At 44.7% G+C, this 20,843-nt stretch carries 28 protein-coding genes; 25 read left to right on the top strand and 3 right to left on the bottom strand.

Going from position 1 to position 20,843, the window contains the following annotated elements; genetic code table 11:
- Nucleotide 1: 1 nt before the first annotated feature.
- Nucleotides 2-631 (top strand): ATP-binding cassette domain-containing protein, encoded by a 630-nt coding sequence (locus tag PXH68_RS06920; RefSeq protein ID WP_248027740.1) that lies wholly within the window; start codon nucleotides 2-4, stop codon nucleotides 629-631.
- A gap of 38 nt (nucleotides 632-669) precedes the next feature.
- On the opposite strand, the gene PXH68_RS06915 is transcribed toward PXH68_RS06920, so the two are convergent.
- A complete protein-coding gene (locus PXH68_RS06915) occupies nucleotides 670-1,854 on the bottom strand; it encodes a DUF2974 domain-containing protein (protein WP_248027738.1) in 1,185 nt (394 codons plus the stop codon).
- A gap of 136 nt (nucleotides 1,855-1,990) precedes the next feature.
- On the opposite strand from PXH68_RS06915, the gene PXH68_RS06910 reads away from it, so the two are divergent.
- From PXH68_RS06910 to PXH68_RS06830, 17 genes are all read left to right on the top strand, one after another.
- Nucleotides 1,991-2,680 carry a response regulator transcription factor gene (locus PXH68_RS06910; RefSeq protein WP_248027737.1) on the top strand — a complete coding sequence of 230 codons (690 nt, stop codon included), beginning with the start codon at nucleotides 1,991-1,993 and terminating at the stop codon, nucleotides 2,678-2,680.
- Nucleotides 2,670-3,638, top strand: a complete 969-nt coding sequence (locus PXH68_RS06905) for a sensor histidine kinase (RefSeq protein ID WP_248027735.1) — start codon at nucleotides 2,670-2,672, stop codon at nucleotides 3,636-3,638. The genes PXH68_RS06910 and PXH68_RS06905 overlap by 11 nt, the downstream gene beginning before the upstream one ends.
- A gap of 90 nt (nucleotides 3,639-3,728) precedes the next feature.
- Nucleotides 3,729-4,487 carry an ABC transporter ATP-binding protein gene (locus PXH68_RS06900; protein ID WP_248027733.1) on the top strand — a complete coding sequence of 253 codons (759 nt, stop codon included), beginning with the start codon at nucleotides 3,729-3,731 and terminating at the stop codon, nucleotides 4,485-4,487.
- 1 nt (nucleotide 4,488) lies between these two features.
- On the top strand, nucleotides 4,489-6,489 hold the full coding sequence (locus PXH68_RS06895) for an ABC transporter permease (RefSeq protein WP_248027732.1): 2,001 nt from the start codon (nucleotides 4,489-4,491) through the stop codon (nucleotides 6,487-6,489).
- A 187-nt stretch (nucleotides 6,490-6,676) separates the two neighbouring features.
- The gene (locus tag PXH68_RS06890; protein WP_248027730.1) at nucleotides 6,677-6,841 is read left to right on the top strand and encodes a hypothetical protein; all 165 of its coding nucleotides are present in this window, start codon (nucleotides 6,677-6,679) and stop codon (nucleotides 6,839-6,841) included.
- On the top strand, nucleotides 6,838-7,155 hold the full coding sequence (locus PXH68_RS06885; protein WP_024387534.1) for a PadR family transcriptional regulator: 318 nt from the start codon (nucleotides 6,838-6,840) through the stop codon (nucleotides 7,153-7,155). Before PXH68_RS06890 ends, PXH68_RS06885 begins: the two co-directional genes overlap by 4 nt.
- 1 nt (nucleotide 7,156) lies before the next feature.
- Nucleotides 7,157-7,951 (top strand): DUF1129 domain-containing protein, encoded by a 795-nt coding sequence (locus PXH68_RS06880; protein WP_248027728.1) that lies wholly within the window; start codon nucleotides 7,157-7,159, stop codon nucleotides 7,949-7,951.
- Nucleotide 7,952: 1 nt separating this feature from the next.
- Nucleotides 7,953-8,777: a DUF1129 domain-containing protein gene (locus PXH68_RS06875; RefSeq protein ID WP_248027726.1), complete on the top strand. Its 825-nt coding sequence runs from the start codon at nucleotides 7,953-7,955 to the stop codon at nucleotides 8,775-8,777.
- Between the two features lie 71 nt (nucleotides 8,778-8,848).
- Nucleotides 8,849-9,085, top strand: coding sequence for a DUF2829 domain-containing protein (locus PXH68_RS06870; RefSeq protein WP_004194840.1), 237 nt, complete (start codon nucleotides 8,849-8,851; stop codon nucleotides 9,083-9,085).
- A complete protein-coding gene (locus tag PXH68_RS06865) occupies nucleotides 9,078-9,776 on the top strand; it encodes a 3-oxoacyl-ACP reductase (protein ID WP_248027724.1) in 699 nt (232 codons plus the stop codon). Before PXH68_RS06870 ends, PXH68_RS06865 begins: the two co-directional genes overlap by 8 nt.
- Nucleotides 9,777-9,788: 12 nt before the next feature.
- Entirely contained in the window at nucleotides 9,789-10,340 is a 552-nt protein-coding gene (locus PXH68_RS06860; protein ID WP_248027722.1) for a GNAT family N-acetyltransferase, read from the top strand.
- Nucleotides 10,337-10,810 carry an ASCH domain-containing protein gene (locus tag PXH68_RS06855; RefSeq protein WP_248027720.1) on the top strand — a complete coding sequence of 158 codons (474 nt, stop codon included), beginning with the start codon at nucleotides 10,337-10,339 and terminating at the stop codon, nucleotides 10,808-10,810. Before PXH68_RS06860 ends, PXH68_RS06855 begins: the two co-directional genes overlap by 4 nt.
- Nucleotides 10,811-10,873: 63 nt before the next feature.
- Entirely contained in the window at nucleotides 10,874-11,188 is a 315-nt protein-coding gene (locus tag PXH68_RS06850; protein ID WP_248027719.1) for a hypothetical protein, read from the top strand.
- Between the two features lie 292 nt (nucleotides 11,189-11,480).
- Nucleotides 11,481-12,860, top strand: coding sequence for a bifunctional UDP-N-acetylglucosamine diphosphorylase/glucosamine-1-phosphate N-acetyltransferase GlmU (gene glmU / locus PXH68_RS06845; RefSeq protein WP_248027718.1), 1,380 nt, complete (start codon nucleotides 11,481-11,483; stop codon nucleotides 12,858-12,860).
- Nucleotides 12,861-12,868: 8 nt separating this feature from the next.
- Complete coding sequence (locus tag PXH68_RS06840) at nucleotides 12,869-13,414, top strand: NUDIX hydrolase (RefSeq protein ID WP_158456608.1); 546 nt, start codon at nucleotides 12,869-12,871, stop codon at nucleotides 13,412-13,414.
- Between the two features lie 10 nt (nucleotides 13,415-13,424).
- On the top strand, nucleotides 13,425-13,748 hold the full coding sequence (macP, locus tag PXH68_RS06835; RefSeq protein WP_205031584.1) for a cell wall synthase accessory phosphoprotein MacP: 324 nt from the start codon (nucleotides 13,425-13,427) through the stop codon (nucleotides 13,746-13,748).
- A gap of 11 nt (nucleotides 13,749-13,759) precedes the next feature.
- Nucleotides 13,760-14,449 carry a 5'-methylthioadenosine/adenosylhomocysteine nucleosidase gene (locus tag PXH68_RS06830; RefSeq protein ID WP_248027717.1) on the top strand — a complete coding sequence of 230 codons (690 nt, stop codon included), beginning with the start codon at nucleotides 13,760-13,762 and terminating at the stop codon, nucleotides 14,447-14,449.
- Nucleotides 14,450-14,479: 30 nt separating this feature from the next.
- Here the strand turns inward: PXH68_RS06830 and PXH68_RS06825 are convergent, their stop codons facing one another.
- On the bottom strand, nucleotides 14,480-15,277 hold the full coding sequence (locus PXH68_RS06825; protein WP_248027716.1) for a peptidylprolyl isomerase: 798 nt from the start codon (nucleotides 15,275-15,277) through the stop codon (nucleotides 14,480-14,482).
- Between the two features lie 144 nt (nucleotides 15,278-15,421).
- On the opposite strand from PXH68_RS06825, the gene PXH68_RS06820 reads away from it, so the two are divergent.
- From PXH68_RS06820 to PXH68_RS06800, 5 genes are all read left to right on the top strand, one after another.
- Nucleotides 15,422-15,763 carry a DUF2500 domain-containing protein gene (locus tag PXH68_RS06820; RefSeq protein WP_248027715.1) on the top strand — a complete coding sequence of 114 codons (342 nt, stop codon included), beginning with the start codon at nucleotides 15,422-15,424 and terminating at the stop codon, nucleotides 15,761-15,763.
- A gap of 114 nt (nucleotides 15,764-15,877) precedes the next feature.
- A complete protein-coding gene (locus tag PXH68_RS06815; RefSeq protein ID WP_248027714.1) occupies nucleotides 15,878-16,417 on the top strand; it encodes a hypothetical protein in 540 nt (179 codons plus the stop codon).
- Nucleotides 16,418-16,504: 87 nt separating this feature from the next.
- The gene (locus tag PXH68_RS06810; RefSeq protein ID WP_248027712.1) at nucleotides 16,505-18,865 is read left to right on the top strand and encodes a DNA translocase FtsK; all 2,361 of its coding nucleotides are present in this window, start codon (nucleotides 16,505-16,507) and stop codon (nucleotides 18,863-18,865) included.
- Nucleotides 18,865-19,251, top strand: coding sequence for an SMU1112c/YaeR family gloxylase I-like metalloprotein (gene gloA2, locus PXH68_RS06805; RefSeq protein ID WP_248027709.1), 387 nt, complete (start codon nucleotides 18,865-18,867; stop codon nucleotides 19,249-19,251). Before PXH68_RS06810 ends, gloA2 begins: the two co-directional genes overlap by 1 nt.
- The gene (locus PXH68_RS06800; protein WP_316715544.1) at nucleotides 19,244-19,375 is read left to right on the top strand and encodes a hypothetical protein; all 132 of its coding nucleotides are present in this window, start codon (nucleotides 19,244-19,246) and stop codon (nucleotides 19,373-19,375) included. Before gloA2 ends, PXH68_RS06800 begins: the two co-directional genes overlap by 8 nt.
- On the opposite strand, the gene PXH68_RS06795 is transcribed toward PXH68_RS06800, so the two are convergent.
- The gene (locus PXH68_RS06795) at nucleotides 19,362-19,715 is read right to left on the bottom strand and encodes a DUF3397 domain-containing protein (protein ID WP_158456592.1); all 354 of its coding nucleotides are present in this window, start codon (nucleotides 19,713-19,715) and stop codon (nucleotides 19,362-19,364) included. The two genes, PXH68_RS06800 and PXH68_RS06795, sit on opposite strands and share 14 nt — an antisense overlap.
- A gap of 73 nt (nucleotides 19,716-19,788) precedes the next feature.
- On the opposite strand from PXH68_RS06795, the gene PXH68_RS06790 reads away from it, so the two are divergent.
- Nucleotides 19,789-20,271, top strand: coding sequence for a thioredoxin domain-containing protein (locus tag PXH68_RS06790; RefSeq protein WP_248027708.1), 483 nt, complete (start codon nucleotides 19,789-19,791; stop codon nucleotides 20,269-20,271).
- Between the two features lie 131 nt (nucleotides 20,272-20,402).
- Complete coding sequence (rplK, locus tag PXH68_RS06785) at nucleotides 20,403-20,828, top strand: 50S ribosomal protein L11 (protein ID WP_105116783.1); 426 nt, start codon at nucleotides 20,403-20,405, stop codon at nucleotides 20,826-20,828.
- Nucleotides 20,829-20,843 lie beyond the last annotated feature (15 nt).

The raw sequence follows: 20,843 nt of genomic DNA, 5'->3' as shown, positions 1-20,843 counted from the left end.
TATGATTCGATTAGACAAGGTCTGCAAACGATTCGGAAAGCGCCAGTTATTTACAGATGTATCCCTCCAATTAGAGGCAGGAAAAATCTATGCTCTGATTGGTGCGAGTGGAAGCGGAAAAACCACTCTGATGAACATGTTAGCGAAACTAGAAGATTACGAAGGATCTATTTTATATCGAGGAAAAGAGCTGAGCTCCTACAAATCAACTGACTTTTTCCGCCATGAACTGGGGTATTTATTTCAACATTTTGGACTGATTGAAAGCCAGACTGTCGGAGAGAATTTGAAGCTGGGTTTGGTTGGGCAAAAACTGACCAAGGTCCAACAAGTGGAACAGCAACGGGCGGCCTTAGAAACTGTTGGTCTTACTTATCTTGATTTGTCCGCTCCCATCTATGAGTTGTCTGGTGGTGAAGCCCAGCGGGTTGCTCTAGCCAAAATCATCCTTAAAAATCCGCCCTTTATCTTGGCAGATGAGCCAACGGCATCCGTTGACCCTGAGACGGCCAGAGCTATCATGGATCTCCTGCTCTCCCTTCGAAAGGAAAACCGCCTGATTTTGATTGCGACCCATAATCCAAGCATTTGGGAAATGACAGATGAGGTTCTTCGAATCGAAGAATTATAAGAGGATGGAAAATCATTTCTAGACAAAAAAAGAAGAGATTAGCTCTCTTCTTTTTTTTGACTCTGTTCTTGGAATTGTTGCCACCAATCATCCAACAGTGCAGGAGGCTTGGGCAAGAAATGCGCCAAGGATTCTTTCCAAATCTGGTAACGGGTGTCAATTAATTGCCGGATTAGGCGTTCCATCATGGCTTGTTCTTGTGGGCTCAGTTGTCGACCATTTTCAATGACTTGCCGGATTTTTAAAGGGGTATCAACGGTTAAATCGCTAAAGCGATGGATGCCCGCCTCGATAAATATCCCGAAAAAGAGGTCAAAGAAATGCCGTAGCTCTTCCTCAGTTAAGCTGGCTGTCCAAGTTTTGAGGGTTTGATCTGTCTGAAGGCTATTGTCTGTTAAGGCTTGTGCAGGTTTAAAATCCAGACCAATGACTTCCCAAGAAAAGGTGATATGCTGAAGGAGACCGATGGTATTGCTATAAACAATTTGGGCGTTTTCGGTCTGTTCCAACATCATACCAACGATAGAATTTTGTGGGACGATAGGGAGGAATTTTTCGGTGATGGCTTGGTAACCTGCTGACTGGGTGATGGTCTTATGCAAACCTGGTGCATCGAAGGCAAGGACCTGGACAATTCTTTCTTGCAAATCAGATTCTACTAAACTGCTTGCAAAGAGAGCCAGATTGCCACCTTTGGAATGGCCTGTCACAAAAAAAGTGCCCCCGACCTCTTCCATAACCTGTTGCAGATAGAGCAGAGCAGACTTCTGGGCGGGGATTTCTTCCAGATAGGTCATGTGAAAGTCTTCTTTCCAGCCGATAATGGTGTCGTCGGTTCCCCTAAAACTGACCACCGTTTGTTGACGATTGAGTGAAAAACACAGGGCCGAAAACTGCTTCTGCAAGTCCAAGCTAACCTCGTCGACAAAGGCGAAAACCTTGATATACTTAAAACGATTGGCGCTAGCCAAGACACGCAGCAATTTGAGCCTATTTTTAGTTACCATGGAAAAGGGAGGGAAAACATCTGTAAATGCTTCCTGGAAAGCTTGAGCCAGGTGGTCTAAACGAGTTCCTTTTTCACGGGAAAAAGCAGGGCTGACGAGTTGATCAAAGGGAAGATAGGAGAGTTCTGTCAGGGCTAGAAGATCTAGTTTGGTCAGGGGAATATCATAGAAGCTATCGTACTCTACCTCTTGTATGTAATCGAATAAATTTGCCATGGCTGTCCTTTCTGATACTCCTTTAAGTATAGCCAAAGTCCTCAAAAATGACAAATTTGTAAGGTAAATTTGCCAGAAATAGCCTAAATGAACAAGGAAATACAGTATAATAGTAGGTAGAAAGTGAGGAGATGGTATGTATAAGATTTTACTGATTGAGGATGACCAGGTTATTCGTAGCCTCTTGGCGAAAAATTTACAAAATTGGGGCTACCAAGTAGAGGTCGTGGAGGATTTTCAGATGGTATTGGACCACATGAGGACCTTTCAACCCCACCTCTTGGTCTTGGATATTGGTCTGCCTTATTTTAATGGCTATTATTGGTGCCAGGAAATCCGCAAGTTTTCACAGCTTCCCATTCTCTTTCTATCCTCTCATGACCAGCCCATGGATATTGTGATGGCGATTAATATGGGGGGAGATGATTTCGTGACCAAGCCCTTTGATATGACGGTTCTCTTGGCTAAGATTCAAGGCTTGATAAGGAGGTCCTATGATTTTCTAGGGGACCAAAGTTTGCTCTGGTTTGGCCCAGTTTGCTTGGATTTAAAGACCATGCAGGTGGTCTATGGGGCTGACAAGGAAGAATTAACTAAGAATGAATTTCAAATCTTGAGGGTCTTGTTTGAACAGGCACCACAGATTGTGGGCCGTGATCAGTTGATGCGTCAGCTTTGGAATAGTGATATCTTTGTGGATGATAATACTTTGTCTGTCAATGTAGCCCGTCTTCGTAAGAAATTAGCAGATTTGGGCTTGGCTGATTTGATTGTGACCAAAAAAGGACTGGGCTATGGTTTGATGGAGGTGACAGATGAGGCATAGTTTTTTGACAGGTTGGTTGCGTAGTCGCTGGCAATTTTTTGCTTGTTTTTTGGTCTTTTTACTGTTTATCCTCTTTCTCAGTGATCTATTTTCGGTTCAGCGTCAGTTGACTTACTATGCCACAGGGCTTTTGTTCCTGTTTGCCGTGATTATTTTAGGGATGGATGGCTTGGTGGAGTGGCGGCGCTATCGAAAGAAGCTTGAAAATAGAGAGTTTGCAGCGGTGTCTGCCTTGGAAACGATGCTGATGGATGACATTTCTAGTTTGGAGGACAAGCTCAACCACTTACAGGCTCAACAAGCCAAGTGGCAGGGAGATATGGAGGACTACTACACCATGTGGGCCCACCAGATGAAAATTCCCCTGGCTGCTAGTCACCTCTTGGTAGGAGAATTGCAGCAGCACCCGAGTCAGGCCGCTCTGGAGAAGGAGTTGTTCAAATTGGAACACTATACTAGTTTGGTCCTTAACTATCTACGCTTGCAATCCTTCCACGAAGATTTGCAGTTGGAGCAGGTGGACTTGGAAGAGGTCGTTCGGGACTTGGTCAAGAAATATTCTCTCTTTTTTATAGAGGATAAAATCAAGCTGGAATTAGGCCAGCTGTCCCTGACACTTTCGACCGATAAGCGCTGGCTCAGTCTCTTGATTGAACAGTTTTTGTCCAATGCTGTCAAGTATAGTAAGGGGAAAAAGGTTACAATTGGATTAGAAGGGGAGGTCTTGGTCATCGCTGACACAGGGATAGGAATTGCAGAAAGTGACCTTCAGAGGGTTTTTGAACGCGGTTTTTCAGGTTACAATGGTCGCAGGACTCAACAGTCATCGGGGCTAGGCCTGTATCTAGCGAAACGATTGGCAGAAAAACTGGGCTACAAGATTGAACTGCAGTCTGTCTTGGGGCAAGGAACGGTGGTGAAGATTCATTTGGAACAAGCAGAGCTGGTCTTTGAGTAAACTTACAAAAATGTCACCCAAATGAAAGCTAAACCGATGGATAGTAGTTTTGAGACTTGGTAGAATAAGGCTAGAAAAGGAGGAGAAACAATGACACTACTTGATGTACAACACGTTCAAAAAATTTACCAAACCCGCTTTCAAGCCAGTCAGGTTGAAGCCTTGAAAGACATTCATTTTACAGTTGAAAAGGGTGAATATGTCGCCATCATGGGAGAATCCGGTTCTGGAAAATCCACCTTGCTCAATATTCTTGCGACCTTAGACAAGCCGACCCGTGGTCATGTCCTGCTCAATGGTGTCAATACAGAAACGATTAAGAGTAAGGAAGCTGCAGTCTTTCGTCGGGAGAAATTGGGGTTTGTCTTCCAAGATTTCAACCTCTTGGACACCCTCTCTGTCAAGGACAATGTTCTCTTGCCTCTGGTTTTATCCCGTTTTCCGCTTGACCAGATGAATAAGCGTTTGATTCAAACCCTTAACAGTCTGGGAATTGCGACCTTACAAGACAAAATGCCCTACGAGATTTCGGGTGGTCAGCAACAGCGAGTTGCGGTGGCGCGTGCCATCATCACCCAGCCAGAAATCCTTTTAGCGGATGAGCCAACTGGAGCCCTCGACTCCAAATCAACGGCAACCCTTCTCGATATCTTTGAAAAAATCAACCAAGAGGGGCAAACCATTTTGATGGTAACCCACTCGACAGCAGCAGCCAGTCGCGCCAAACGGGTCCTCTTTATCAAGGATGGTATCCTCTACAATCAAATCTACCGAGGTGAAAGAAACAATCAGGAGATGTACCAACTGATTTCAGATACATTGACAGTCATGGCGAATCGAGGTGAATAGTATGCTGGGATTGACCTTTCGATTGGGCTTAACCAATCTCAAAAAGAACCGCAGACTTTATTTTCCCTATGCTCTGATGACTATTTTGTCCACAGCCATTGCCTATATATTTGCTTCTCTTGCCTTTCATCCTGATTTAGGTCAGGTCAAGGGAGCCAACGGGGTTATTCAAGTGCTGGGCTTTGGTATGATTGTGGTCATGTTGGCAGTTGCCATCATGGTCTTCTATGCCAATAGTTTTGTCATGAAGCAGCGGTCAAAAGAGTTTGGTGTCTATAGCATTCTTGGTCTGGAGAAAAAACATCTTCTCTTGATGACATTTCTAGAAAATCTGGTCTTTTCAGTCGGTACCATTCTATCTGGCTTGCTCTTGGGACTGGCTCTAGATAAACTCTTCTATGCGCTCTTGCTGAAAGCCATGCAGATGCCTGTGGTCTTGGCTTCAACCTTCCAGTTGAAAAGTCTAGTCACTGTACTGATCTATCTCTTTGGGATTTTTGCCTTGGTCAGCCTCTTTAATATTGGGAAACTGGGCTTGACCGACTCACTCAAACTGGTTCAGGGCAAGAAGCGCGGGGATAAGAAAACTGGCTTCCTCTGGCTACAAACTCTCTTAGCCCTTATCCTATTGGGGGCAGGCTATGCTATTGCCCAACTAGTGACCAGTCCGCTGACGGCGATTCCAAGTTTCTTTGGAGCGACTCTTCTGGTTATCTTTGGGACTTATTTGCTTTTCCAATCAGGTGTTATCAGTCTCTTAAACTGGCTAAAACAGCGTCAGACCTATTACTACAAGCCTGAGAATTTTATTTCTGTATCCAACTTGATTTTCCGTATGCGGAAAAATGCTCTGGGCCTTGCGACCATTACCATCCTCTCCAGTATGTTCTTGGTAACCATGGTTGGCGGTCTCAGTATTTACATCGGTGGCAAAGATTATATTGCCAATCAAAATCCAAATGATTATTCGATCGATGTTGGAATGCAACCAACCGCTTCAAAAACACAAGTGGAGGAGTGGGCGGAAGCTATCTTAGAAGAGAAGGATATTCCTATTGAAAGTAAGGTGGTCTATCCTTACCAGCAAGCCTCTTTTACTGAGGTGACAAATCAGCAAGTAAGATTTTTTACGGTTGAAGATGCCGCTAGCGTAGATTTCTCTGACCTGGGTGTTGGTTTTATCCTTGATCAAGCCACCTATGAAAAGATGACTGGAGAGGCACTCCAGTTGGCAAGAGACCAAGTAGCCATCTACAGTAAGGGAGTCCAGTATCAAGCTGGTCAAACCCTTACCTTTGATGAAAAGGAGATGGAAGTTGCCCAAGTCTTGCCTAAGAATGTGACCTTGGGTCATCTGCCTGACCATATGTCTTTTAATGTCAGTCAGTACTTAGTCATTGTGGTTCAAGATCTGACGATATTTGAAAATCAAGCTGAGAATCGCTATTATATGGGCTTTGAAAGCAGTCTATCAGAAGAAGAACAAGTAAGTAGCCAGGAGATCTTCTTATCCGGTACTTTTGAAAGCGAACTGTGGAGCTCTAATATTCTTCCAGATGGTACCAACTCGATTAGTCTCGCCTATCGTGCCTATGCCATGCGTGGTTTCTTCAGTTTTGCAGGATCACTTTTCTTCATCGGCCTCTTGCTATCACTCATCTTTTTGATGGCGGTGGTGCTGGTGATTTACTTCAAACAGATTTCAGAAGGCTACGAAGACAGAGATCGCTTCGTCATCATGACCAAGGTTGGTCTGGATGAGGATCAGACCAGACAGTCCGTTCGCAAGCAGTTGCTGACCGTCTTTTTCCTGCCTATCCTACTTGCCTTTGTTCATCTTGCCTTTGCCTACAAGATGCTATCGTCTATCTTGTTGTCTATCGGAGTGGTCAATGCAGGACTTATGATGCAGGTGACAGTGGCTATCTGTGGCGGTTATTTTCTAGTTTACTTGATGGTTTATGCGATCACAACCCGTTCTTATAAACAGATTATTTCCTAAAACTTGGGGAAACCCAAGTTTTTTTATTTTTTGAATAGTTTCCACTATTTTGCTTTACATACTAGCTACCTTGTGTTACACTATAGATACAAAGCTAATAGGTAAAACAAACTAGTGATAGAAGACAAAAAAATCACTTTTATTTTTATCAGACTAGTCGGTATTACAAACTAGGTAGGGAGGCAGTATGAAACTGGATAAGAAAAGTCGGGAAAATTGGAAACTAGCAGGTATCACGCTTGTGACGGCGATTATAACAGGTTGGGCCTTGGATTCTATTTTGATCTTAGGCATCATGTTAGCATCAGGCTTGCTGTTTGGATTTTTTGCAGAGGAAGTGGAGGACTTATGAAAGAAACCCAGATGCTCAAGGGGGTCCTGGATGGCTGTGTATTGCAAATCATCAGCCAGAAGGAAATTTACGGTTATGAGCTAGTTCAGGAGTTGAGAAATCAGGGCTTTGAAAACATGGTCGGAGGGACAGTCTATCCCCTCCTTCAGAAGTTAGAAAAAAATAGCCTGATTCTTAGTCAGAACAAGCCATCACCAGATGGACCTGATAGGAAGTATTTTTATCTGACAGACCAGGGAAAGGCTTATCTAGAAGATTTTTGGAGCCAATGGACGGAATTGGTTCAAAAGGTTCAGCGATTGAAAGGAGAGTAGGATGAGCAAACAAATGGAATACCGCAAGCAGATTGAAGTGATTGAAAACCAGCTGACCAAGGAAAACAAGGAATACATGGGCCGTATCAATGGCTACATGATGATTGCCTCTGTCTTTCACAGGCAGGAAGAAGCAGTGACTGCCCAGCTCTTATCCATTTACCAAGATGTTCTTGAAGCCCAAAAAGACGGGCTTTCGGCGGAGGATTTTCTGGGTAAAGATAGTAAGCAGATGGCGGATGACCTACTCAGCTACCTCCCTCCGATTGGTTTCAGGGAAGTCGCAAACCTGAGTGGCCTCATGCTGGTCATCTATCTAGGTAGCCAATGGCTGATGGATTTTGCAGGGACAGGAACCATCTCCCTCAACTGGCTGGACCTGATCTGCGACGCGGTACTTAGCCTCCTCCTCCCCGCTGGGATTTTCCTCATCATTCGCGGTTTGATTTACCAGACCAGCAAAATCAAGGTTTGGGCAAGTTTTCTCTGCATCCCCCTTCTTTTTCTCGTGATTTGTGGACTTCGTCTCTGGGCAATGCCCAAGGAACCTGACCTAGTCTTGACTGGCTGGGGGCTTCTAGTACCACTCACCTTGCTCGGTCTCGCTCTGCTATTTTTCCAAAAGGAAAAATTAGTCCGCTATGTCTTTTTACCGACCTATCTCTTTATGATTGTTGGCGGTGTGGTAAATATGGTCATGGCTGTTCCAGTTTGGTTCAATCTGATGTTGGTGATTCTTCCAGCTATGGCCTTTTGGATTGGAACTGCAGTTTTGTTGGTGAGAAAGGAGAAGTAAGATGAACAAGCAACAGGAATATTTGAATGCTATTAGTAGTTTACAGGGGAAGTTGACCAAGGAAAACAAGGCCTATATGCGTAAGCTCCATGCTTACTTGATGTTGGCATCAGCCTTTCATGAGCAGGAGGAAAAGGCGACCGAACTCTTGCTTTCAATCTACCAAGATGTCTTGGATGCCCAGGCAGACGGTCAGTCAGCAGAGGATTTTTTGGGTAAAGATAGCAAGCAGATGGCGGATGAACTCTTGTCTGACTTACCGTCCATTCGCTGGTACTATGGTTTGCGGTTAACAGGATTGATTTCCCTTGTCTATATTAGTTGGTTTTTCTTAGGTGTATTTGGGGTGAGCGGTGAGATGGTGGTAGAATGGCGGGGCTTGCTGTGCGATTTGGTTCTGGCGCTCATTTTACCCAGCTCTGCTTTTTTCATCCTAAAGAACCTAGTCTATGAACGGTCAAAAATCAAGTCCTATCTGCTGATGGGGACTTGGGGGCTTAGCTTTGTGGGGTTGATTGTCTTGCGTTTTTGGATTAGTCGGCAGTTTTATGAGGGGATTCCCCTGCCCTTGTGGGCCAGTCTTTTGGTGATTCTAGGGATCGTAGCTGGTCTCTTCTACTATCGCAGTAAGTCTGCAATTGTAGATACCTTGATTCCAGCCTATGTGCTAACGGTGCTCAGCGGCTTTAGTCAGCTGCTGGCCAGCCAGTTTGGCTATGGACCGCGGGATTGGACAGGTTGGTTGCCTCTGATCTTTATGGTTCTTGCCTTTTTCTCAACACTTGCAGGCACATTTTTCCTATTGAAAAAGGAGAATGTGGGGTAGAAATACGATCAGACAACTCTTTAGAGTGGTCTGATTTTTTGGTATAATAAAGAAAAACAAAGGAGCAAACCATGACATTTGAAGAGATTTTACCAGGCTTGAAGGCCAAGAAAAAGTACGTTCGCACAGGTTGGGGCGGAGCGGAGAACTACGTCCAGCTCTTCGACACCATTGAGGTCCACGGGCAAAAGCTGGAGGCGACGCCTTATTTCCTCATCAACGTGACAGGCGAGGGCGAAGGTTTCTCCATGTGGAGCCCGACCCCTTGCGATGTCCTTGCGACCGACTGGGTGGAAGTCCATGACTAAGACAGCCCTCATCACCGGCGTTTCCAGCGGCATTGGACTAGCGCAGGCGGAGATTTTTTTGGAAAATGGCTGGCGTGTCTACGGGATTGATCAGGCCAGCAAGCCTGATTTGTCAGGCGATTTCCACTTTCTACAACTAGACCTAACTGGTGATTTATCCCCAGTCTTTTCCTGGTGCCAGACAGTTGATGCTCTCTGTAATACCGCAGGCATTCTAGACGATTACCGCCCCCACCTAGATATTGAGGAGGAAGAATTAGCTCGCATCTTTGCGGTGAATTTTTTCGCGGTGACAAGACTAACCCGCCCTTATCTGCAACAAATGGTGGACAGACAGGCGGGCATCATTATCAATATGTGCTCCATTGCCTCCAGTCTAGCAGGTGGAGGGGGCTCAGCCTACACCGCCTCCAAGCACGCTTTGGCCGGTTTTACCAAGCAGTTGGCACTGGACTATGCCAAGGACAAGGTCCAGGTCTTTGGCATCGCTCCTGGTGCTGTCCAGACAGGAATGACCCAGAAGGACTTTGAGCCTGGCGGTCTGGCGGACTGGGTGGCAGACCAGACCCCTATCGGACGCTGGACTCAGCCTATCGAAATCGCAGAGCTGACCTTCATGCTGGCTACTGGCAAACTGGCCTCCATGCAAGGCCAGATTATCACCATTGACGGTGGCTGGAGTTTGAAGTAGCGAGGAAATTTTATGATGTTAGAAACCAATCGTCTTTTGCTCCGTCCTTGGAGCGAGTCAGACGCAGTTGACTTATTTTCTCAGGCTATTCATCCAGATGTAGGACCCGCAGCAGGTTGGCCAGTTCATCAAAGTCTGGAAGAAAGTCGAGAAATCATCAAGACTGTCCTCAGTCAACCAGAAACCTATGCCCTTGTCCTCAAAGAAACAGGCCAGGTCATTGGCAGTATTGGCCTCATGATTGGCAAGCAGAGCGGGCTTGATTTGCCAGATTCAGAAGCAGAACTGGGCTACTGGCTTGGACAATCGTTTTGGGGACAGGGTCTCATTCCAGAAGCTAGTCAAGTTTTACTGGATTACGGATTTGCCCAGTTGAGTTTAGATAAGATTTGGTGTTGTGCATTTGTAGAAAATAGCAAGTCCCTACGTGTCCAAGAAAAGCTGGGTTTTGTTTACCAATACCTCTTGGAAGATGTGCATTTCCCACTCATTGATGAAGTCCGTACTGAAAAAGTGAGTTTATTGACGAGAGAGGAATGGTATTCTAGAAAGGAAAAAACATGACCCCAACACAACTCTGGCAAGAATTTCTTGCCATCAATTCCCAAGCAGGTCCTGAGCCGGAGGCCTGGGCCTTTGGGGCGGAAGCTGATCGACTGGCTGAATTGGTGGCTAGAGGCATCAAAACCTCGACCAGCTCTGCCCATGCCCTCTACGCAGTAGAGGGAGAAGAAATCCCGACGGCTGGTGGCTACGACATCATTCTCGATGGGCAAGGTCAGGCTGTGTGTATTATACAGACCACCAAGGTCTATGTGACGCCCTTTTCCCAAGTGACGGAAGAACATGCCTATAAGGAGGGCGAGTTCCGTCAGGAAGGTGACTTGTCTGACATAAAAGCGAAAAGTCTGATCCACTGGCGGCAGGTCCACGAAGAACTTTTCACAATCTGGCTGGCAGAAGCAGGTCTGACCTTCTCAGAGGATATGCTGGTTGTCTGTGAAGAATTTGAATTGGTTTACCCTAAAAATTAGGTCTTGCTTGTTTATTTTTGTTGTTTGTAATATAATAATATAAAATTAAACAAGGAGGTTCCTATGGATAAGGAACGTGTCATCAATTTATTGGACCAGCTTTCTCCCATTTTGGCCGGGAAAGAGGAAACAATCGGCAAAGAACTGACGGAGAAATTGCAGTCAGCTCTTGAGCTTGTCAAGGAAGATGTGGCAAGTAAGGAAGGATTGGCACTTGAGACCAGTTTGTCAGGCTTTGTGCAGTCCATTTCTAATGCTAGCTTGCCAGGCGCCAATCTCCGTTTTACAGACCAAGAACGCCCTGTCTGGGAGGAGTTTAAAGCTCTGACGGAGCAAGCAAGAGCAGATGACCAAAGAGGGTTTCAGCTATTTCATTAAGATTATAAGGAGCTTAGGCTCCTTTTTTGTATAGCTATTTGAATTAGCTTTGATACTTTGTTACTTTTGGCTGACTTTAGTCCACGAAAGTGACTTGCATCGCAAGTTTATTTTCAACATAGAACAGCCTCTTGCACTGCACCTCAATTTCTTGTCTGAAAGCTAATTCATCAGACTATATCCTTTGGCCTATAAAACTGTTTGCAAGGAGTGGGGAGGACAAGTCCACCATTTTCCAAAAAACGTAAAATTTGCTATAATGGAGAGAATAAGCAAAGAAACGAGAATGATTATGTCAAACTACGCCATTATTTTAGCTGCGGGCAAGGGTACCCGCATGAAGTCTGATTTGCCAAAGGTTTTGCACAAGGTTGCAGGTATTTCCATGCTGGAACATGTCAAACGTGCGGTTGACGCTATGTCACCTGTTAAAACAGTGACCATTGTGGGCCACAAGGCAGAATTGGTGCAGGAAGTCCTAGAAGGACAATCCGAATTTGCCCTTCAATCTGAGCAGCTGGGAACAGGGCATGCGGTGATGATGGCGGAGCCAGATCTGGCAGGTCTAGAAGGTCATACTCTTGTTATTGCAGGTGACACACCGCTGATTACAGGCGAGAGCTTGAAAAACTTGATTAACTTCCATATCAGCCACAAAAACGTTGCGACTATTTTGACAGCTCAGGCTGATAATCCCTTCGGCTACGGTCGTATTATCCGCAATGCAGACGGCGAAGTCTTGAAAATTGTGGAGCAAAAAGATGCCAATGATTTTGAAAAACAAGTTAAGGAAATCAATACAGGAACTTATCTCTTTGACAACAAGCGTCTGTTTGAAGCCCTTAAGGACATCAATACGGATAATGCCCAAGGTGAGTACTATTTGACGGATGTTATTTCCATTTTCCGTCAGGCAGGCGAGAAGGTCGGTGCCTACGTCCTCAAAGATTTTGATGAAAGTCTCGGTGTCAATGACCGTATTGCCCTTGCGACTGCAGAAGCTGTCATGCGCAAGAGAATCACTGAAAAGCACATGATTAACGGAGTAACGTTTGTTAATCCAGAAGCGACTTATATTGACATCGATGTGGAAATTGGTGCAGAAGCTGTCATTGAAGCCAATGTAGTCTTGAAAGGTCGAACAGTGATTGGTGAGCGGACTGTCTTAACAAACGGAACCCGAGTACGTGATTCAAAAATCGCAGCAGATGTCGTTATCAGTAATTCAGACATTGAAGAGTCTGTTATCGAAGAAGGAGTGACTGTGGGTCCGTATGCCCATATCCGTCCAGACAGCCTTCTGAAAAAAGATGTTCACGTTGGAAACTTTGTGGAAGTCAAGGCTTCGACACTGGGTGAAGGAACCAAGTCAGGTCACTTGACCTATTTGGGTAATGCAACTATCGGCAGCAATGTCAATGTCGGTGCAGGAACGATTACTGTCAACTACGATGGTAAGAACAAATTCAAGACTACCATCGGCGACAATGCCTTTATCGGATCAAACTCGACCATTATCGCTCCTGTAACTGTTGGCGAAGCTGCATTGTTAGCAGCAGGATCCACCATTACCAAAGACATTCCAAAGGATGCCATCGGTGTCGGTCGTGGCCGTCAGGAAAATAAAGAAGGCTATGCGATCCGTTTTCCCTTCCATCCAAGCCAAAAATAGGTGATACTATGAAATTTGAAGAAAAAACCATTCAACGTACAGAAATTTTCAAAGGCCATATCTTTGATGTAGTTGTTGACGATGTCTTACTGCCAGATGGTAACACAGGCAAACGCGAACTGATTTTTCACAAGGGAGCGGTCTGTGTCCTAGCAGTCACTCCTGAAGGTAAAATGATTTTGGTCAAACAATACCGTAAGGCAATTGAACGTGCCATTTACGAGATTCCAGCAGGTAAATTGGAGTTGGGAGAAGAAGATACACTTGAAGATGCGGCCTTGCGTGAATTGGAAGAAGAGACAGGTTATACTAGTGACAAGCTGACCTTGTTGGCAGATTTTTACTCCGCTATTGGTTTTTGTAATGAGCGCATCCGACTCTACCTAGCGGATAACTTGGTAAAAGTTGAAAACCCACGACCAATGGATGAAGACGAGGTCATCGAACTGTCTTATGTGAGTTTGGAAGAAGCCTTGGAGTTAATTGCAAATGGAGACATTTGTGATGCCAAGACCATTATGGCGGTTCAATATTTACAATTAATGAGAAAGTAGGAAATTGGCAATGGGCAAGCCCTTGTTAACAGATGACATCATTGAGCGCGCAAAGAGAGGCGAGCCAGTAACAGATAAAAAGGGATTTGGATACTATGAACCAACCCAGGACCTTTCTCGCTTTGAGGAAGAAATCGGTTTTGATTGGGAAGAGGAGGATTACCAGGGCTATAAGGAAGGGGAAACCGTCCGTATCCCAGTAGATGCTTCTATCGTCAAGAGTCGTCGAATTGAAACTGTCAAAAGGGAGGAATTTCGAAGCAAGGTCAATCGAATTCTCCTAATAGTCATCTTGCTCTTGGTCCTCTTGATCATTGCTGTTTTCTATCTATAAAGGAGAATGAAATGAAATTCGGAATTATTGCAGCCATGCCTCAGGAATTGGCCATTTTGGTCGATAACTTGGTAGATAGTCAGGAAGTGGAAGTCTTAGGGCGGACTTATTTCCAAGGTCGATTGGGTCAGCATGAAGTTGTTTTAGTCCAATCTGGTGTTGGCAAGGTCATGTCTGCTATGTCTGTTGCGATTTTGGCTGAGAAATTTGCAGTAGATGTCATTGTCAATACGGGCTCTGCGGGTGCAGTTGCTGAGGGCATCGCAATCGGAGATGTGGTAGTAGCGGATCGATTGGTTTACCATGATGTCGATTTGACTGCCTTTGGTTACCCACATGGTCAAATGTCAGGTCAAGACTTGTATTTCCCAGCAGATAGCAGCTTGCTAGAAAAATTAGCAGCTGTATTGAAAGAGCAGGAACAGATTAGTCATATCGGCTTGATTGCGACTGGGGATAGTTTTATCGCAGGTCAGGACAAGATTGCAGCTATTCGTTCTCACTTTCCAGACGTCTTAGCAGTTGAGATGGAAGGAGCGGCCATTGCCCAAGCGGCTGTTAATGCAGGCAAACCCTTCTTGGTCATTCGGGCCATGAGTGATACTGCCCAAGGCGATGCCAATATCACTTTTGATGAATTTATCATCCAAGCAGGCGAACGTTCTGCGCAGACCTTGATGGCATTTTTAGAACAAGCATAAAACCCAGCCGTATGGCTGGGTTTTCATTTTTTAAAAGGTATAATCTTTGATAATTTCAATGCTTTGAATGGTTACTTCAGAGGTTGGTTTGTCATTGTCGTCGGTTTCTACCGCAGCAATCTTATCAACAACATCCATGCCTTCAATTACCTGACCAAAAACAGTATAGCCACCATCTAGGCTTGGATTACCACCATTCTTGTAGGCTTCGATAATCTTGCCAGGGTACTTACTTGTGGATAATTGGCTAGAGGCATCGGTTGTGTTTTGGTTGATGAAGAACTGGCTACCATTGGTATTGGCTCCTGCATTAGCCATGGCAAGGGCGCCACGGATATTGTAGAGGAAGGCGGAGATTTCATTTTTAAAGCCATTGCCAGCGTCGATGCTGTCATCTTTACCAGCCCAGATAGACTCCCCGCCGGTACCGTCGCCCTGAGGGTCTCCTGTTTGAATCATAAATCCTTCGATGACCCGGTGGAAAATTATCCCATCATAGTAGCCTTCTTTGGCATGGGTTAAAAAGTTTTCCACAGCCAATGGGGCTTGCTCAGGGAAGAGTTTGATGGTAATATCACCCTGAGAGGTTTTTAGTTTGACAGCCGCCTCATTTTCAGCGATGTCTGTGGACAGCTGTGGGAAAACAGCATTTGGATTATTGATTGCATAAGCCAGGTCTTTTGCATATTGGGCAGAAGCGCTGGTATCGGTGCTTGTGCTAGAAGCAGTTGAGCTGCTAGAATCGGTTGAAGTCGTTTGATTGGCAGTTGATGTGCACGCTGTTAAAAAAATAGCGGATGCCAAGGCAAGAATCATGTGCTTTTTCATTGGAAAATCCTTTCTAGAAAACGTAAAAATTATCTCATTTTACCATGATTCAGTAGAATTTTCAATTTTCTGCTGAATGACTGGATGAATATGGATTTTTTTGTAAAATTTGATATACTATTATTAAAAAAGGAGGAGCCTAAAATGCAAGATTTGGTCCATAGCTCAGGCTTGTTTATGTTTTTCTTCTATGCAATAGCGATGCTTATACTGGGAACGGTTTGTTTTCAGATTGTCAAAAATATGACTGAATGGTTGCGGAATAACCAGGCTCCCAAAGAGACTTGCAGGGCTAGGTTGGTTGCCAAACGGACTCATGTCTTTGGAAATGAAATGGCACGGACCAACTATTATGTGACTTTCGAATGGGAGGGCAAACGGCAGGAGTTTCGTGTACGACCAGACCAGTATGCCCTCTTGGCAGAGGGAGATGTGGGCAGCCTGCATTTTCAAGGCACCCGTTTTCTAGGTTTTGACAGGGGATAGTGTTTTTTTCTATTGAAAATGTACAAAATGGTGTATAATAGCAGGAGTTTGCCAGCCCAATTAGATGAAGCAGTTGAACCCGTCAGGCTGAGCTATATAGGAGAAGTTTGAAAAATGTCTATTGAAAAACGTCTTGAAGAAATGTACAAAGACCATGAGGTAAAGCCCTATATTTCCCCTGAACGTGACTTGGCAGCCTGGCTTTTGGAGGCCAAGCCCGTTCCCAAACGCAATATGATTCGCCTGGAAGAAGGCTTGCTGGCGGGGGACATTATCCTCCTCTGGCGTGTCAACTTTGGCACCTTTACAACTACGACACCCTATTCCAAGTATTTTGAGTACATCTACGGCATCAACGGACCTGCCCACATGGAAAAGTTGTTGGCGGATGGCTATGTTTATTTAGAGTCAGCCTTTGATTCGCTGGACCACATCACCTCCACTGCCAAGAAGAATATCCTCAAGGCAGAAGGCGTGACCGGTCTTTCCAAGATGAAGGCGGCCGACCTCGACACTGCCCTCAAGGACCACTTGACAGAAGAAAAACTAGCTCCTTACTTTGCTGTCCGTGGCTATGCCCTGACGGAAAAAGGCAGAGCTGCTCTGGATAATCACCCAGAAGTCATTGACAAACATCCAAAGAAGAAGATGTAGATTGGCAAAGCCAATCTCTTTTTTTTTATCTATGAAAATCTATCTAAATTATGATAAAATAAGGAGATTGAGAAAGTTGAGGAAGATATGGCAAAGTCAAGTAAAAAAGGAAAGGCGACCCGCAGGCCGACCAAGGCTGAGCAGGCGCAGAGACAGACAGTCCAGAATTTTGTAGTTCGTGGTCTGTTCCTGTTTCTACTCATTTTTACCATGCTGCGCTTGGGTGCAGTTGGTGTCACACTTTATAATATAACTCGTATCTTGATTGGTAGTTTGGCCTACCTCGGTTTAACTGCGGCATTTATCATTGCATTTGTAGGACCGAAAATCAAGGAGAGGGAAGGAACTCGCTTGGGAATCGGGTTTATCATTATCGGATTCTTATTGGCTTATCAGGCTTATTTTGATCAAGTCTATACAGGACGAGATCTATTTGGACATACCCTAGAGTTGGCCTTTAAGGACCTTTTTGGTTTGAAAGTAACGGAATTTCTAGGCGGTGGCTTAATCGGAGGGACTCTCTACCTGCCGGTTTCCTTTCTTTTTGCCAATATTGGGACCTTTTTAATTGCAGGATTGTTGGTTCTGTTTGGCCTCTTTTTCATCGGTCCCTGGTCTGTCTATGATATCGGAGAGTTTCTTGGACTTGCTGGCCAGCGCATGAGTCAGGCAAGTCAGGAGAGGGCAGAAAAAAGAGCCCTTCGGGCAGTTCAAAAAGAGGAAAAACGTGCGGAAAAAGCTGCGCAGCAAGCAGCCTTAGAAGCTGAACAAGCGGCTCTTAGGTTAGAACAAGAGACGAAAGAGAGAGAGGCAGTCGCCCTTCTCCATCCACATGTGGACCTTGAAACAGGAGAGATTTTAGAAGAAGCTCCCCAAGTTCCAATTATCTCAGGATATGACAGTCAAGAGGAAGAGGAATTTCCAGTCCTATTGGTTGAAGATGAGGCAGATCTTCCTGCTCAGCAACAAGTTGTATCTGACGATGATGGACAGGACATCCAGATTGATTTTCAACCAAAGAAAAATCTGGCTTATAAGCTACCGTCCATTGATTTGTTTGCACCTATTAAGGCCAAAAGTCAAGCAAATGAGAAAAAGATTGTTCGTCAAAATATCAAGGTTTTGGAAGAAACCTTTGCTAGCTTTGGGATTAAAGTAGCAGTTGAACGGGCTGAGATTGGTCCGTCCGTTACCAAGTATGAAGTCAAACCAGCAGTCGGAGTTCGTGTTAACCGTATTTCCAATCTAGCTGACGATTTGGCCCTGGCACTTGCTGCCAAAGATGTCCGTATTGAAGCACCGATTCCAGGTAAATCTTTGGTCGGTATAGAAGTTCCTAACTCAGAAGTTGCCATGGTACCCTTTCGAGAACTTTGGGAGCAATCCAAGACGGATGCCAACAAACTCTTGGAGATTCCACTTGGAAAAGCAGTTAATGGCTCTGTTCGCTCCTTTAACTTGGCGCGCATGCCCCACTTGCTCGTAGCAGGTTCAACTGGTTCAGGTAAGTCCGTTGCAGTCAATGGAATTATCTCTTCCATCCTGATGAAGGCTGGACCAGACCAAGTCAAGTTCATGATGATTGACCCCAAAATGGTCGAATTGTCAGTCTATAACGATATTCCTCACCTATTGATCCCTGTTGTGACCAATCCCCGCAAGGCAGCTCGTGCCCTTCAAAAAGTCGTGGACGAGATGGAAAAACGCTATGAGCTCTTTAGCCATCTTGGGGTACGAAACTTGGAAGGTTACAATGCCAAGGTAGAAGAGTTTAACTCCCGTTCAAATGAAAAGCAGATTCCCCTGCCCTTGATTGTCGTAATTGTGGACGAGTTGGCCGACCTGATGATGGTAGCCAGCAAGGAAGTGGAAGATGCCATTATTCGCTTGGGACAGAAGGCTCGTGCAGCAGGTATCCACATGATTCTTGCTACCCAACGTCCATCCGTTGATGTTATCTCTGGTCTGATTAAGGCCAATGTGCCGTCGCGGATTGCCTTTGCGGTATCAAGCGGTACAGATAGTCGGACCATCTTAGATGAAAATGGTGCAGAAAAACTCTTGGGACGAGGGGACATGCTCTTCAAACCGATCGATGAAAACCACCCAGTCCGTCTGCAAGGTTCCTTTATTTCAGATGATGATGTAGAAGCCATTGTGAGCTTTATCAAAGAGCAAGCTGAGGCAGACTATGATGAGACATTTGACCCTGGTGAAGTGGCAGAAGGCGATAGTGATACAGGTTTTGGTGATGCTGGAGGAGATCCACTTTTCAACGAAGCACGGGCTTTGGTTGTCGAAACGCAAAAAGCTAGCGCATCCATGATCCAACGCCGATTATCTGTCGGCTTTAACCGAGCAACCAGACTCATGGAAGAATTGGAAGCAGCAGGGGTTATTGGTCCAGCAGAAGGAACCAAGCCTAGAAAGGTATTGGAGACACAGTAATGAAATTTGAAGCAGTCCATCATATTGCCATCATCGGCAGTAATTATGAACAAACAAGAGAATTTTATGTCGATAAATTGGGCTTTGAACAGTTGGATGAACACATCCGGCCAGAAAAAAATGACATTCTTTTCAATGTCAAAAAGGGCAATATGATCTTAGAAATTTTCATCAAACCGGATGCTCCGCTTAGACCAGCCATGCCTCATCCTGAGCATACAGGTCTACGCCATTTAGCCTTCCAGGTTGCAGATGTGGAGGCTTGCTTAGAAGAATTTGACCGTTTGGGCATCCGACATGAAGCCCTACGGACAGACGATTTTGATGGGAAGAAGATGGCCTTCTTCTTTGATCCAGATGGTCTACCGCTCGAAATTCATGAATAAAAAGAAGTGGGAGCAAGGCGCAGATGCGATAGCTCCCAACTCCCATCATGATGTTGTTGAAGAATTTGATTTTGTCTTTATCGACCAGCCTCTTGCCGATTATCAGCCTGCTATTTCAGGGTGAACAAGGTGATGACAAGGGCTAGGTAAAAGAGGAAGGTCAAAATGAAACCAGATCGCCAGAAAAATTTGAAAAAGCGACGGTAGGAAAAGGTTCGTTTTTTAAACAGAAAGAAGCTAGCAATCCCAATAGCTAAGAGTCCCAAGAGGAGGACCAAATGGGGAAGTAAGCTGTGGTAAAATATCCGATCTGAGATGATGTAGGATTCGATGAAATAGAGTGGGAAGGCAATATCTGCAAAGTTCCAACCCTTCTTTTCCAAGCCGAATAGTTTGACAGCTATGATGGAAGCTGTTAGTGTAAGAATTAAGAAAAGAATCGAAGCAATTTTTAGAATAATCATAGCTTCATTCTATAAAAAAATGAGGTAAATGTAAACCAGTTTCTAACAGAATGAAGAAGCTAGGAGAAAGAAGATGAAAAAAATTATCGGAATTGGAATAGCCGTCCTTACCCTGAGCCTAGTTCTTGCTTATGTACTGATACGCCCCTTTGCAGCGACACGGGATCAATCTGCTTTAGACCATGAATGGTATGCTGAAGTTGTGACAGACTTTCAAGAAGTCAATGTAGGGGAAATCACAACCTTCTTGGCAGATGATGAAGAATTTGTCCTTTATGCGGGACGTTCAAGTTGCCTCTATTGTCACCAGTTTCTAAAGACCTATTCTGCAAGTCCAAAAAGTTTGCGGCCAAAGATTTATTTTTTAGATACCGAGGACCGAGAGGATAAGGATATCCAAGCCTTTCGACAGCAATTTACCATCAAAACAGTTCCTTACATGGCTTATTTCTCAGATGGACAGGAAATTGACCGACTGGAGAAGGGCTCAAAAACCAGCCTGGAGGAAATGAAAACTTTCTTTCGCATGGTTCGCTCTGCACTAGCAGAAAAATAAGAAAAAGTGAGCATGAATGCTTGCTTTTTTTTGAATTTAGTGTATAATAAAAAGGTATGTGCAAAACACATATTTGTGGGAGGTAAAAATCTGTAATTACCGCCAAAACCACAATAGGAGGATTTTATATCATGGCTAAAAAAGTCGAAAAACTCGTAAAACTTCAAATTCCTGCAGGTAAAGCTACTCCAGCTCCACCAGTCGGACCAGCACTCGGTCAAGCAGGTATCAACATTATGGGATTCACAAAAGAGTTCAACGCTCGTACAGCTGACCAAGCTGGTTTGATCATCCCAGTCGTTATCTCTGTGTATGAAGATAAATCATTCACTTTCGTGACTAAAACACCACCAGCTGCTGTTCTTTTGAAAAAAGCTGCAGGTGTTGAAAAAGGTTCAGGTACACCAAACAAAACTAAAGTTGCAACAGTTACTCGTGCACAAGTACAAGAAATTGCTGAAACTAAAATGCCTGACTTGAACGCTGCATCTCTTGAAGCTGCAATGCGTATGATCGAAGGTACTGCTCGTTCTATGGGATTCACTGTTACTGACTAAGTAGCACCCAAGATT

Origin of the sequence: Streptococcus sp. 29896 (assembly GCF_032594915.1) — a bacterium.
In the GTDB taxonomy this organism is placed as follows: Bacteria; Bacillota; Bacilli; order Lactobacillales; family Streptococcaceae; genus Streptococcus; species Streptococcus suivaginalis.
The sequence above is the reverse complement of the archived record's forward strand: the minus strand, read 5'-3'. Positions and strand labels throughout refer to the sequence as shown.